The sequence below is a fragment of the Bifidobacterium felsineum genome (assembly GCF_002802915.1).
Classification (GTDB): domain Bacteria; phylum Actinomycetota; class Actinomycetes; order Actinomycetales; family Bifidobacteriaceae; genus Bifidobacterium; species Bifidobacterium felsineum.
Genome location: NZ_PEBJ01000003.1, coordinates 17,731 through 30,953, shown reverse-complemented (window position 1 = coordinate 30,953; position 13,223 = coordinate 17,731). Strand labels below are relative to the sequence as shown.

General features: G+C 57.8%; 10 protein-coding genes and 1 riboswitch. All 10 genes read right to left on the bottom strand.

Annotated features, from left to right (window positions below):
* Window positions 1-59 precede the first annotated feature (59 nt).
* The 10 genes from CSQ86_RS06505 to thiM all read right to left on the bottom strand — a co-directional run bounded on the left by CSQ86_RS06505 (window position 60) and on the right by thiM (window position 12,994).
* Window positions 60-1,115 carry an ABC transporter substrate-binding protein gene (locus CSQ86_RS06505; protein ID WP_100494314.1) on the bottom strand — a complete coding sequence of 352 codons (1,056 nt, stop codon included), beginning with the start codon at window positions 1,113-1,115 and terminating at the stop codon, window positions 60-62.
* 489 nt (window positions 1,116-1,604) lie between these two features.
* Window positions 1,605-3,167, bottom strand: coding sequence for a glycoside hydrolase family 32 protein (locus tag CSQ86_RS06500; RefSeq protein WP_100494313.1), 1,563 nt, complete (start codon window positions 3,165-3,167; stop codon window positions 1,605-1,607).
* 152 nt (window positions 3,168-3,319) lie between these two features.
* Window positions 3,320-4,363: a LacI family DNA-binding transcriptional regulator gene (locus CSQ86_RS06495; RefSeq protein WP_100494312.1), complete on the bottom strand. Its 1,044-nt coding sequence runs from the start codon at window positions 4,361-4,363 to the stop codon at window positions 3,320-3,322.
* 20 nt (window positions 4,364-4,383) lie between these two features.
* Window positions 4,384-5,754 carry a serpin family protein gene (locus CSQ86_RS06490; protein WP_100494311.1) on the bottom strand — a complete coding sequence of 457 codons (1,371 nt, stop codon included), beginning with the start codon at window positions 5,752-5,754 and terminating at the stop codon, window positions 4,384-4,386.
* 9 nt (window positions 5,755-5,763) lie between these two features.
* The gene (locus CSQ86_RS06485; protein WP_100494310.1) at window positions 5,764-6,237 is read right to left on the bottom strand and encodes a hypothetical protein; all 474 of its coding nucleotides are present in this window, start codon (window positions 6,235-6,237) and stop codon (window positions 5,764-5,766) included.
* A 116-nt stretch (window positions 6,238-6,353) separates the two neighbouring features.
* Window positions 6,354-7,727: an MFS transporter gene (locus CSQ86_RS06480; RefSeq protein ID WP_100494309.1), complete on the bottom strand. Its 1,374-nt coding sequence runs from the start codon at window positions 7,725-7,727 to the stop codon at window positions 6,354-6,356.
* 295 nt (window positions 7,728-8,022) lie between these two features.
* On the bottom strand, window positions 8,023-8,400 hold the full coding sequence (locus CSQ86_RS06475; protein ID WP_100494308.1) for a thiamine-binding protein: 378 nt from the start codon (window positions 8,398-8,400) through the stop codon (window positions 8,023-8,025).
* Between the two features lie 10 nt (window positions 8,401-8,410).
* On the bottom strand, window positions 8,411-9,208 hold the full coding sequence (gene thiD, locus CSQ86_RS06470; protein WP_100494307.1) for a bifunctional hydroxymethylpyrimidine kinase/phosphomethylpyrimidine kinase: 798 nt from the start codon (window positions 9,206-9,208) through the stop codon (window positions 8,411-8,413).
* A 54-nt stretch (window positions 9,209-9,262) separates the two neighbouring features.
* Window positions 9,263-12,004, bottom strand: coding sequence for a phosphomethylpyrimidine synthase ThiC (gene thiC / locus CSQ86_RS06465; RefSeq protein WP_100494306.1), 2,742 nt, complete (start codon window positions 12,002-12,004; stop codon window positions 9,263-9,265).
* Window positions 12,005-12,097: 93 nt separating this feature from the next.
* Window positions 12,098-12,994, bottom strand: coding sequence for a hydroxyethylthiazole kinase (thiM, locus tag CSQ86_RS06460; protein ID WP_100494305.1), 897 nt, complete (start codon window positions 12,992-12,994; stop codon window positions 12,098-12,100).
* Window positions 12,986-13,093, bottom strand: a riboswitch (TPP riboswitch). (Overlaps the previous gene by 9 nt.)
* Window positions 13,094-13,223 lie beyond the last annotated feature (130 nt).

The following is a 13,223-nucleotide window of genomic DNA, read 5'->3' as shown; positions in this document are numbered from 1 at the left end:
CTCCCATCTCATGGGGGGAGCTGGCTCATAAAGTGAGACTGAGGAAGTTGTAAGGAGGTTCAGGCCACGTAATCGTTGGTGGCGAGTTCCTTGGCCTGCGGGGCTTCGGCCGGATTCTTGCCGTCCTTGTCCTTGTAGGTGCCTGCCTTGTACTGGAAGTCCAGATACGGCTGGGCATCATCGAAGTTCACGGTACCGGGCAGGTTCTTGGCGTCGTCAGTGGTCCAGTAACCGTTCTTGGCGATCTCCTCCATGGAGGTGCGGGTCAGCTTGGAATCGAGCTGGGCCTCCTTGGCCTGAGCCACCAGAATGTCCGCGGCTTTGTCCGGGTTGGCCAGAGCGTAGTCGTAGCCCTTCTTGGTTGCGGAGATGAATTTCTTCAGGGCGTCGGCGTTCTCGGAATCCTTCAGCCAGGAGTCATTGACGGCGAAACCGAGCTGATCCGGATTGCCCGGAACACCCCAGTCGGAAGCTACGAAGCAGTTCAGGGCCGGGCCGTTGAGTTCGCTTTCCACGCCCTCCCAAGTCACGTAGAAGCCACCGAAATCACCCTTGCCGGAGGTCAAGGTTTCGAAGGTGTTGGTACCGGCGGTGGCGGTCTTGATTTCGCCCGTGCCGCCAGCGTACTTGATCATCTGCTGCACCACGGCGGTCTGCTCGGCCGACCCGAAGCTCACGAACGTCTTGCCGGAAAGATCCTTCGGGGTCTTGATGTCGGTGCGGGAGGCCAATGCACACCAACGGGCCACCGGCTTTTGGGTCAGATCGAAGACGAACTTCAACTTGGCACCTTGGGAATTGAATGCGGCCACATTGCTCAGCGTGGTGAAGCCCACGTTGGCCACGCCGTTCTCGACGCTAGTTTCCGCGCCGGCCTGAGCGGTCGGCAGAATCTTCACATTGACGCCGGCATCCTTGTAATATCCAAGCTTCTGAGCTACGTACAGTCCGATGTGGTTGGTGTTCGGCGTCCAATCCAGCATGAACGACACAGTAGGCGTGCTGGAGTTGCTGGAATCGGAGGAATTGGTGCTGCCGCATGCAGCCATGGTCAGGGACAGGGCAAGCGCTCCGGCTGCGGCCGCGAACGTGGTCAGGCCCTTCTTGATATTCATCATCTTCTCTTTCACCTTGCTTTCTGCGCATATGCGCTTTCGGCCTGATGCTCATGCGTGGGAAGGTGAGGAGCCCGCGCGAGACATCAAACCATACACCCAGATGACTCACGCATTGATGGAAGCGTTGAGTGGGTGTTATTCAACTGATGTGGGCACGGTTGCTGCCACCAACCGCGCGAACGGCTCCCAGTATAGCCGCACGCTTGGAAGGCAAGGTGGAAGGATGGTTAGTGGGGCGTTTGTTTGTTTGACTCGCGATTATGCTCCGCTGAGTTACGTCCAGTGGGGTAAGTTGAAGGCCAGATATTGGAAATGCTTCACTGGGAGGCTGTCAGTGAAGCAAAACCACGGGTTTACCGTGGAGCCGCCCCATTGAGTAGCGGTCAGTGGGGCAAAGACGAGAGTTGGTATGAAAAATGCCCTGCTGACGAGCTGTCAGCAGGGCATTGCGGAGTGCAAGGCGTGGTTTTGCCTCAGTGAGGCGTATTACTCCAAACCAATCGACTTCAGATGGTGCAGCTTCAGCGAACTGACTGCAAGCGAGCCTGATTCGGCGGACAGCTTGATGGCGCGTGGGCCATTGGAGGCGAATGAGTATTCGCTCAGCACCTGGTGGCCGCCGTTCACGTAGACCTCTACGGAGCCGCGGTCTACGAACACGCGCAGATCCAGCGTATCGGCGGCCAGCTCTGCCTCGGTGAGCGGTGCCGTACGGTAGCCGCGATCGCCGAACTTGAGGGTCTGGCGATCCACCACCACGCGACCAAGCTGATCGTCATAAGCCACATAGAGGTACGAGCCATCATCTGTTGCATGGACCTTCAACCCGGCACGCTCGGCGGTGGTGCGTTTCAAATCAATGGACAGTTCGATTTCCACGGCTTCGGCATCATCGGAGATGATCTTCTCGCAGTCGCCATCCAGAGTAATGGAACCGTGATCGAAGGTGTCTTCGCGAAGCTCCTCCATTTCCGCCACCGGAGCGGTGACCACGTCGCCGTCGTTGCCCAGCGTGATTTCGCGCGGCAAGGTGAGTTGACCGCACCAGCCGTCATCCATCATCGGGGCGGGATCCATGAACGGTGCCATCCAACCGTAGACGATTTGGCGACCATCCGCTCCTCCGGCGTTGAAGGACTGCGGCGCGTAATAATTATGTCCGCAATCCCAGGGGCGGAACTCGGTTTCCGGTTTGAACTCACCGCCCGGCTCCCAAGTGCCGATCATGTAACCAGCATTGCTTTCATTGCGGTTCGTGAATCCGTTCGGCTTGGAACCCATGGCGGAGAAGCCGATGACCCATTTTTCATCGCCGTTCTTGTCTTTGAGCGGGAAGAAGTCCGGGCATTCGAGCATGAACACGTTCGGATCCGGGTGCTCGAACAGCACACGTTCGTACTTCCAGCTCACCATGTCTTCGGAGGTGAACAGCCACATCTGGCCGCGCTTTTCGGCTGAAGAGACACCGAAGGTCATATACCAGGTCTCACCGGTCTTCCACACCTTGGGGTCGCGGAAATGATGCCAGACCCTATCGGTCGGGCAGTCAATGATTATGCCCTGCTTGGTGGCAGAAGTCAGCTCATCGTTATCCGCAGTGGCGAGCAACTGCACTTGCCAATCATCGGTGCGATTGGCGGGATTGCGCCAGCGGTGCCCGGTGTAGTAGAAGCGCAACTTGCCGTCATCACCGATGGCTGCGGAACCGGAGAACACGCCATGCTTATCCTCCTCCAGCGAAGGGGCGAACATAATCGGTTCACGCTTCCAGTGGATCATGTCGGCGGAGGAGACATGGCCCCAATGCATCGGGCCCCAATGGGAGCTGTAGGGGTGCAGCTGATAGAAGACGTGCCAGCGGCCCTTGTAGTAGCACAAGCCGTTCGGGTCGTTGATCCAGCCGGCGTTGGAGGCAATATGGTACTTCGGGTACCAGCGGTCATTGCGCTTGGGCTCCAATGCAGCGATGCCTGCTTCGGCTTTGGCGAGCTCGGCATTGTGGTCAAGAATCGGATGGAGCTGAGGGGTCTTCGGCGTGAAATCGGTCATAACGGTCCTTTACTGGTTGGAGCTGCTGTGTTCCACGGGGAGTAGCACCATTGCGTTCGGTTGTGGATGGTTCAGTAGCTATTATGCGACGTCAATCGATTGACGTCAATCGATTGATGAATAGTGTGTCGCAGCATTCGGCATTGGAGATACTACTTGCGAACGGAATCTTTCTCGATTAACGCGCAATGAATCGCTGCCGGCGTGGATGTGTTCATCGGCGGCAGGGGGGCAGCGGTATCCGGCCAATCCATGTCAGCCAATGATCGTTCCTCGATTATCGACACCAGTTTTGCTGCAGCCCAGTAGCCCATTTCGAAATGCGGCAGTTCCACAGTGGTGAGCTGAGGGACGAGCGTATCCGCGAATACACGATGATTATCCACGCCGACCACGGAAATATCGCGGCCTATCGTCAGCCCGCGTCGTGCGGCGCATTCGTAAACATACCAGGCCCGGGCATCGTTGAAGCAGAAAAATCCATCCGGCTGAGCCGCGTCGAACAGTTCATTGACGGCAGCCAAAGCCGGTTCGTTATTGCCGACGTGCACTATAAGACGCTCATTAACAGATCTGCCCGCTTCGGCAAGCGCAGTGCGATACCCCTCCATACGACCTCGTTCGGCGACGATGGGACTCTCCGCACCCACATAGGCAATGCGCTCGCAACCTGCGGCAAGCAGCCGCTTGGTTGCATCGTATCCGATATGGAACTCGTCCGGTTCGATGCTGGCAGTCTCGCCTGTTCCATCGGTGGCATCCATCAACACCAATGGCGTGTCTTTGAGGGCCTCAGGCACTGTGACAATACGATTTGACATCTTCGCATAGAGGAATCCATCAGTACCGTAGCGTTTCAATGCGGCGATTTCCTCGGCTTCGTTCCGCGGCCCGTCGGTACTGACCACAATGAGCATATAGCCCAGCTGTTGGGCCGCGCGTTGCGCGCCTAAAATCATACCGCCCGCATATGGCGTGGTGGCCACGTCTTCGCTGATGAATCCAAGCATATGCGTTCGTCCGGTGCGCAATGAACTGGCCAGAGGATTGGATCTATAGCCAAGTTGCGAGGCGATGTCACGCACCTCATTGGCGACGATATCCCGAACGCGACCCTCGTCGCGGTTGTTCAACACCAGCGACACGGTTGAGACGGATACGCCTGCCTGCTTTGCAATCTCCTTCATCGTAACCATAAGGTCAAACGATACACCCACTACAGATTGCGTACCGCTCCGATAAACAGCGGCACGTCATCCGGCGTGGTCAGCGTATACAGGAATGGTCGGTCCACAGTGAACTCCACAATCTGCTGTTGTGAGGGTGCTCCAGCAGAAGATGCTCCTGCTTTGGTGAACGCCGAAGCCTTCGCCCCGTGCTCATTCACTGCGATGCGTGTGCCTTGGATAATCGAGCCGATGAACAATTCTTCGGCGGGAGCAGCGTCTGTCATCTTGCTGAAATCGGCAATTCGGGCAGCAAACGCATCGGTGACACCCAACTTTTTCAATGCTTCAATCGAATCATCCGAGGAGAATGTGCTCGTGATAGTGAAACGCGGCAAAGCAACGTTGACCAAAGCTGGTTCGGCTGCTACGCCCCAGCCCTCGGGAGCATCGGTCATACATCCGTACTGATATGACGATCCCAAGCAAGTGCTCAATGCCCAGTGCAGTTTCTCGGTGTTTTGGATAATGTCATCGAAGCTGCCGGCTGCCGGCAGCAGCACGGTCAATGCACCACCGTTATCGAACGGTATGGAGATGCGCTGCCATGTGCTGTTGGAATCATGTGCCCAAACCATGCCCTCGAATGTTTGATTCATCATCGGCACTGTACTATCGCTCTTTGTGCCGTGGAAGGTCTGTTCATTGGTGAGCTCAGGTTTGAACGGGTCCTGCCAGCGCCCATCCGCAACAACAGTATTGATGATGGAGAGCACTTCGGTGCTCTGTAAGGTGATTCGCGGTTTTAAGGAGCCCTGCGTATGCTGGTTAATCCATTGGCTCATGCGCTGTGCTGCGGCGTCATTGAACGGCAGAGACTGCGCATCCGCATCAAAAGCATCCTTGATGCCTACTTTGAAATCCTGGTTCAGTGTGTATTGATTATCGACCCACAACGAAGTCGCGGTGCTCATCTGAGATTTCGCGCCACTGTACCGGCCGTTGATGGAACTCAACAGCGACTGATAATCCTTGTTGCCCAGTGATGTAGCGCCCAGCGTTTTATTCAACTGTGAACGGGTTGCGCCATCCGCTCCTTGCGCGGCGACCGCTAGAGCCATCCACATCGAGACAGGAGAGTAGTTCACATTGCCCTGATTGTTCTGAGCCGACTCCATCTGCAGAAATGCAGAAGCGGATTGATATGCGAAATCAGAAGAACTGGTAATCGCCGACTGCGTGGCGTGCCGCGCGGCCGGTTTGAACAGCTGCATCGTGAGCAGCCGGCCGTCGCCAACCGTCCACCACGCACCGCCGCATGCGCAAGCGATAAGCACAATCACCATCATGATGGCGATACGAATCTTGTGCCTACGCTTGCGCTGCCGTGCTTGGTAGTCGTTGATACTGTGGCCCTCCATCACGGTCTCCTAAGTGTGCCGGACTCGTGCGATAGCCCAACGTACGAGAAGCAACACTCCGAATCCCGCAAATGAGGCGACTGCGAACACCAGCAGGAAATACCACACCTGATCCATCGTGGACCAATTGATATACCAAGTGCCCATATTCGTGCAGACTGATTCCACCGAACATTCGTCATCATAGGGAGTGATCAGTGCGAAGAGCAGCGGGAACGCAATCACCGAGCACAATAGTGGGAACACCAGCGCTCGCAGTGGGCGGGCAAGTGCCGCGGTGCGAGACGCATATACGGCATTGGCTATCAGCAACACTGGCGGAATAACAAAGTTGATTAATAAAGCGCCGCCCATTTTGGCTTCGCCACCCATGAGAATCGATATCAGCAACAGACCGTAGACGATGGCAACAGCGGCCATGCAACCAATGGAGCGCGCATCGAAACGCACGGAACGAGGTGATGAAAGTGCTTGCGATGCCATGGTATGTCTCCTCTTCATTGAAAACGGCATACTGACAATTCCATAATAAAACGGGCTTGGCAGCAACACGAATGGTTGCAGCCAAGCCCGTTGGAACGGCCTATAAAGGCTGACTATCAGTTCACCGAACGGCGAGCGGTCTCCACGCCGAAAATGCCGACGATAAGCATCGAGGCGATGGCGATCACGCTGATGGACACGAAGATGGATGTGGCACCGAGGTTCATGAGCATCCAGCCCACGACCATCGGCATTAGCACGTTGAGCAGCTTGGCGATGGCATTGGCCACACCCACGCAGCGGAAGCGTACCTTGGTGGCGAACAGTTCAGGAGCGTACACGGCCACCACGGAAGCCATGAGCACGTAGAGGCACATCATGAGCAGGAAGCCGACGATAATGGCGCCGACGGTCGAAGTCTGGTAGGCGTACATCATGCCGAACACACCGGTGAAGAGGAATGCCGGCACGATGGTGCGCTTGCGACCGATGCGATCGATGAGCAGGGAGCCGATCAAGCAACCCACCGGGGCGCCGAGCATCATCATCGTGGAAGTGGTCAGCGAGGAGGACAGATTGATGCCGCGCTTGACCAGAATGGTCGGCACCCAGGAAGTAAATGCGTAGGAGCACACGTTGGTGGCACTTACGGCCACGATGGCCACGAGCAGGCAGATGCCGAGCGAACGGCCACCGGCGTTGCGAGTGGAGGCGTTAGCGGACTTGGCGGATTCATCAAGAGGATCGGAACCATTGGCTTCAAGCTGCTTGACGATGGCGTCGGCCTCGTCATAGCGGCCATGCACGGCGAGCCAACGCGGAGACTCCGGGATATCGCGACGAAGCCACCAAATCACAGCGGCCACAAGGCCGATGCCGACGAACAGTGGGCGCCAACTCCAGCGAGGAATAATGAATGCACACAGCAGCATGGCGACCGGCACACCGCAGTTGGCCACGAGTGAAACGATCGCGCACCAATGGCCGCGGCGGTTCATCGGAGCGAACTCGTTGACCATGGCGAAACCGGTGACGATCTCAGCGCCAAGGCCGAGGCCCGCACCAAGACGGCAGAGAGAAAGAATGGCCATATTCGGAGCGAAAGCGCCAAGGAAGGTGAAACCGCCGAACAGTAGCAGGTTGATCTGGTAGGCCACGCGACGGCCCTTCAAATCGCCGACGAAACCGGCCAGCAATGAGCCGACCAAGAGTCCCAGGAAGCCGGCGGACATGAACGTGGAGTTCTGCGCCACGGTGGACCAGTGGGTGGACAGTGCGCTGGAGGCCACGGCACTGCCAATGTATACGTCGATGCTGTCCATCAGCATGCCGGCCGCAACCAGGGCGACGATGCGATGGAACATCGGAGTCTCATGCGCACGATCCATGCGCGAAACGATTTCTTCTACCTGAGCATGATTCTCGGCGGTACGAGTCTGATTGGTATTCATTGCGGAATCATGGGAAATCTGCTGTTCTGCAGCAGTCATAGTGAGCGCCTCTTCTACATCCTGTTGCAGGGCAACCGCTCAACGGTCTATTGCCATGCAACGAACTCATAGCGCGGGTTCGACTTCGTTTGCCTTCCCATTGTGTGGGATAGGCAACGATTTCAAGCCTACGTCTTGAATTCACCTACAGGGCCAGCATTGTGAGCTGGCTCACGTATGTCAGAAAAGAACTATAGGAGCGTTTTCCTGAGGCTCCCGGCGTGGGTCACATTGTGAGCGGATATGGAACGGGGTGTCTCACTATGAGACACCCCGTTCCAATCGATGTGTGCGGTTATTGCTGATGCTTTTCCGCCAGGATCTTGTCCACCAGCTTCGGCTTTTCGGTCAGCTGACCGGTGAAGCCAGGACGAATGTCCATGTGAAGCACCAGTGACGTGCGGTAGCCCTGCTCGGCAAGCTTCTTAGCGGCCTCGCCGGCCACCTTGAGCACGTCGTCGAGGTTGCCTTCCACGTTCGTGAACAAGGCGTTGGTCTCCTGCGGCAAACCGGATTCGCGGATCACCTCAACTGCCTGAGACACGTAGGGGGAGACCTCAGAACCCACGCCGGCAGCGGAAACCTGAATCGCCGCAACGGTGTTCAGATACGGTTTGCCGGTTTCCGGATCGATTGGCACTTCCTGCTTCACGGCATTGCGATCAACGACCATAGCGTTCCTTTCAGCGGTACTTCCAGAAGTGGTCCATCGGGCCGGAACCGTGGCCCAGATCGAGCTGTGCCTTCAGTGCGCCGGTCAGGTACTTCTTTGCGTGCTTGATGGCTTTAGGCAACGTATCGCCGAGTGCCAAGTAGGAGGCAATCGCGGAACTCAGCGTGCAGCCGGTGCCATGGGTGTTCGGGTTGTTGATGCGTACGCCGTCGAACCAAGTCACCGTGCCGTCGGTTTCAGCGAGCACATCGTTGGCGTCTTCGGTACCATGGCCACCCTTGACCAGAGCCGCGCAGCCGTACTGTTCGCTGATGCGGCGGGCTGCGGTCTCCATATCCTCCTGATCATGAATCAGGGTGTCGGTCAGGGCCTCGGCCTCCGGAATATTCGGCGTCACCACGGTGGCCATGCCGAACAGTCGACCGGTCAGAGCGGCGATGGCGTCATCGCTGATGAGCTTGGCGCCCGAAGTGGCCACCATCACCGGGTCGAGCACGATGTTGGCGGCGTGATGTGCGGTCAGGCGGTCGGCGATGACGTTGATGATGTCCGCGGAAGACACCATGCCGATCTTGACAGCGACCGGAGGAATGTCCTCGAACACCATGTCGATCTCATCGGCCAGAATGTTCGGCTCAGTATCCTGAATGGAACGTACGCCGGTGGTGTTCTGTGCGGTCAGCGCGGTGATGGCGCTCATGCCGAACACCCCACATGCCAGCATGGTTTTCAGATCGGCTTGCATGCCGGCGCCGCCGGATGAATCGGAACCTGAAATCGCAAGTACTGCTGGCAAAGTGGTGCTCATAATTTCTCCTTTAAAACTCGTGACATTGACGAGCGTAGCGAGGTGGCTGTACGTTTACTGAGCCTTCTGGTACAGCTTCGAGCCGCCCTCCTGGAACTTGCGGCTCATCTCCGCCATGCCCGCGGCGATATCATCCGCATTGGTACTCGGCGTAGCGCCGGTTTCCAATGCGCCACGAGCTTCCTGGGCGGATGGAATCTTGCCGGCCAGCGTATCCTGCACCAGCTTCTCCTGCGCGGCAGCACCGCCGAATTGCTTGCGGATGTTCTGGGAGATGGCCATCGAGCAGAACTTCGGGCCGCACATCGAGCAGAAGTGCGCCATCTTGGCGGGCTCGGCGGGCAGCGTCTCGTCATGGAAGGCGATGGCCGTATCCGGGTCGTAGGAGAGGTTGAACTGGTCGAGCCAACGGAACTCGAAACGAGCCTTGGAAATGGCCAGATCGCGGTCCTGCGCATGCGGATGATGCTTGGCGATGTCGGCTGCGTGGCAGGCGATCTTGTAAGCGATCACGCCCTGCTTCACATCATCCTTGTTCGGCAGTCCGAGGTGTTCCTTCGGCGTCACATAGCACAGCATTGCGGTGCCGTAGCGTGCGATTTCCACGCCGCCGATGGCGGAGGTGATGTGATCGTAGCCGGGGGCGGTATCGGTAGTGAGCGGTCCCAAGGTATAGAACGGAGCGTCCTTGCAGATGGCCTTTTCCATTTCGATGTTCATGCGCACGGTGTCGAACGGAATGTGGCCCGGGCCTTCGATCATCACCTGGACGTCCTTGGCCCAAGCGCGCTGGGTCAGTTCGCCCAAGGTCATCAGCTCGGCGATTTGCGCGGCGTCGTTGGCATCCGCCAGCGAACCCGGGCGAAGGCCGTCGCCCAGAGAGAACGCCACATCGTACTTGGCGAAGATGTCGCACAGTTCATCGAAGTGGGTGTACAGGAAGCTTTCCTGATGATGCTGCAGACACCATTCGGCCATGATCGAGCCACCACGCGAGACGATGCCGGTTACACGGTTGGCGGTCAGCGGCACGAAGCGCAGCAGCACGCCGGCGTGGATAGTCATGTAATCCACACCCTGTTCGCACTGTTCGATCACGGTGTCGCGGAACAGCTCCCAGCTGAGCTTGGAAGCATCATCCTCCACCTTCTCCAGTGCCTGATACATCGGTACGGTGCCGATCGGAACGGGGGAGTTGCGCAGAATCCATTCGCGGGTGGTGTGAATGTCGTTGCCGGTGGAAAGATCCATCACCGTGTCGGCGCCCCACTTGGTGGCCCAAGTGAGTTTCTCCACTTCCTCGTCGATGGAGGAGGTCACGGCGGAGTTACCCATGTTGGCGTTGAGCTTGGTCAGGAAGGCGGAACCAATGATCATCGGCTCCGCTTCCGGATGGTTGATGTTGCATGGCATTACGGCGCGGCCGGCGGCAAGTTCAGAGCGTACAAGCTCCACATCGCAGTTCTCGCGCTCGGCGACGTACTTCATTTCCGGAGTGATGATGCCGTGGCGGGCATACCACATCTGGGTCACCGGATGGTCCTTGGCCCGCATCGGCTGATGTTTGCGGCCGCGCCATTCCTTCGTAGCACGACCACGCTTGATGGCGCGCTTGCCGTCATCACCCAGGTTACGGCGGCGGCCTTCATATTCCTCAATATCGCCACGGTCGCGAATCCAATCGAGACGAAGCGGCTTCAGGCCTTCCTTCGGATCGCACTTGGGGCCTTCGGTGTTGTAGTCGATGAACGGCGGGTTCGGGCCTACGCCGGGGGTGTCGGAAAGCTTGATTTCGGTGTATGGCACCTCAAGATCGTACGAGCCGAACTGGTTCTCGAAATGCACCGACTTGGTCTTGCGGATATGCGCCTTATCGCGTTGCTTGGAACCGCGGGCCGCGATATCCACACGCTGTTGCTTGGCGAGCTTCTGCGCTTCCTTGGCCTGCTTGGCATTGGTGAACTTCTTCTCGGAGGCTTCGGCGCCGGCTGCTGCTGTGCCCTCCTGAGCGGCCTGGGTGTCCGCTGCAGGCGTGTGGGTCACGATGCGCGGAGCGTAGCCGTGCTTGGCGTCGCCGCGAACGGCCTTCCACGCTGCAATCATGTCCTTGGTGGTCTGTTCCGGATCGTCAGCGCCAGCGATGGCGGATACCACAAACCATCCTGCGGCCTTGGTGCCGGCGAGCATGGCCATATCCTTGACGGTTACGCCGCCGCCCACCACCACCGGGAAATCACAGGCGGCGCAAATGGTGTTGATCTGTTGGGCGTCGAGAGTCTTGCCGGAACCATCATTGCCACCCACGGAAGCTTCCGGTTTGGTGGTGGAAACATGCAGCGGTCCGGCTCCGATGTAATCGATGCAGCCATCGGGCAGCTCATTGATGAGCTTGACCAGGCTTTCGGTCTCGGCGGAAAGACCGACGATGGCTTCGTCGCCGAGCAGCGCGCGGGCCTCGCGCGGTTCCATGTCGGTCTGGCCGATGTGCACGCCGTCCACCTTGATGCCCTTGCGGCGAGCCTGCCACACCACATCGGCACGATCGTCGATCACAAAGGCCACTGAATCAGACTTGTTGTTGTCTTCGATGATCTGCGCGATGTCCTGGGCCATGGCGGTCAGTTCGGAGGCATCGGCGTTCTTGGCGCGCAGCTGGATGAATGTGGCGCCACCGCGTAGGGCCTGATCGACGACGTCGGTCAGCGGTCGGCCTTTGCAATCATCCGGGCCGACCACAAAGTATGCGGAGAGGTCGAATGAGTCACGCATGGATGCGTATGGATATTCGTTGCTCATTATTGTTCCTTTGATTGTTATTGAGGAAGTCTGTGTGTGAATATGACAAAGCTGCCGGCGGAGCCGACTGAGGGGAGTCATATCGGGGAAAAATTACTGCATAAGAATTTCGCTGCCGGCCACCTGCTCGGCCGTCACATTCCATAGGGCGTCAAGGAATGCCACTTGGAAGGAGCCGGGGCCCTTGGCATCAGCTCCGGCCACTTCGGCCGCACGGTCATAGAGCAGGGAAGCGGCCAATGCGGCAATCAGCGGTTCGGCGACCGCAAGATACGTGGCGGTCACGCCGCCCAATGAACAGCCGGCTCCTGTAATCTTAGCCATCAATGCGCTGCCGCCGGGCAGACGATAGACGTGCTCGCCGTCAGTCACCAGATCGACTTTGCCGGACACGGCTACTGCAGCCTGGTGATTTGGCGCGGACTGCGCAAGGAACTGTGCCAGCAGTTTCGCCGGCTCGACTGCGGCATCCACTTCATCCACGGACTCCACGCCTGCCGGGCGGCTTGCGTTATCCGCATCAAGTAGACCCCACATGTTGGCCAGGGCGATGACTTCGGAAGCATTGGCGCGAATCACCGTCGGAGGAGCAGCCTTGAATGATTGCAGAATCACGGTACGGGTCTTGCCGATGCCGGCGGCCACCGGATCGAGCACCCACGGTTTGCCGAGATAATTCAGTCGTTGCGCGATGGTCGGCAGCGCATCCTTATAGAACGGCAACAACGTACCCACATTGATGTAATTCGCGCCGGCGATCTTCGCGGTTTCAATCACATCGTCCGGCAGAAAGCTCATGGCTGCGGTGCCGCCGGCGGCAAGCTGTGCATTGGCCACCAGATTGATGGTGACGAAATTCGTAAACGATTGTGCCAGGGGCGTCTTGTCTTTTACGTCTCGCACCGCCTGTGCTATGGCTTCGCGCAACGATGCCAAGTCGTTTGCCTGATGTGTGCTAGTACCACAATGTACGTGCGAATCGTCGCTCATATCACTGCTCCCTACGATGGTCTTAACCAACAGGTTCTAAGGGTTAGGCTCTCTGCCATTCTCAACCCGCTGTTGTCGCGGGTTCCCCTGCATTACGGTGTTGACGCTATGCGCCGATGCGGACATTTTCTTTACAAATACGAACAGAATCGTTGATTTTTATGTGATTATTCTGGCGCGTCGCCGATTCGCGTGGTATTGCAACAGTTTTCTGATGCGGCACGCGTGT

Bases quoted from the DNA above. Each gene is read 5' to 3' on its own strand.
- CSQ86_RS06505 (WP_100494314.1), bottom strand. From the start codon at position 1,115: ATGAATATCAAGAAGGGCCTGACCACGTTCGCGGCCGCAGCCGGAGCG.
- CSQ86_RS06500 (WP_100494313.1), bottom strand. From the start codon at position 3,167: ATGACCGATTTCACGCCGAAGACCCCTCAGCTCCATCCGATTCTTGAC.
- CSQ86_RS06495 (WP_100494312.1), bottom strand. From the start codon at position 4,363: ATGGTTACGATGAAGGAGATTGCAAAGCAGGCAGGCGTATCCGTCTCA.
- CSQ86_RS06490 (WP_100494311.1), bottom strand. From the start codon at position 5,754: ATGGAGGGCCACAGTATCAACGACTACCAAGCACGGCAGCGCAAGCGT.
- CSQ86_RS06485 (WP_100494310.1), bottom strand. From the start codon at position 6,237: ATGGCATCGCAAGCACTTTCATCACCTCGTTCCGTGCGTTTCGATGCG.
- CSQ86_RS06480 (WP_100494309.1), bottom strand. From the start codon at position 7,727: ATGACTGCTGCAGAACAGCAGATTTCCCATGATTCCGCAATGAATACC.
- CSQ86_RS06475 (WP_100494308.1), bottom strand. From the start codon at position 8,400: ATGGTCGTTGATCGCAATGCCGTGAAGCAGGAAGTGCCAATCGATCCG.
- thiD (WP_100494307.1), bottom strand. From the start codon at position 9,208: ATGAGCACCACTTTGCCAGCAGTACTTGCGATTTCAGGTTCCGATTCA.
- thiC (WP_100494306.1), bottom strand. From the start codon at position 12,004: ATGAGCAACGAATATCCATACGCATCCATGCGTGACTCATTCGACCTC.
- thiM (WP_100494305.1), bottom strand. From the start codon at position 12,994: ATGAGCGACGATTCGCACGTACATTGTGGTACTAGCACACATCAGGCA.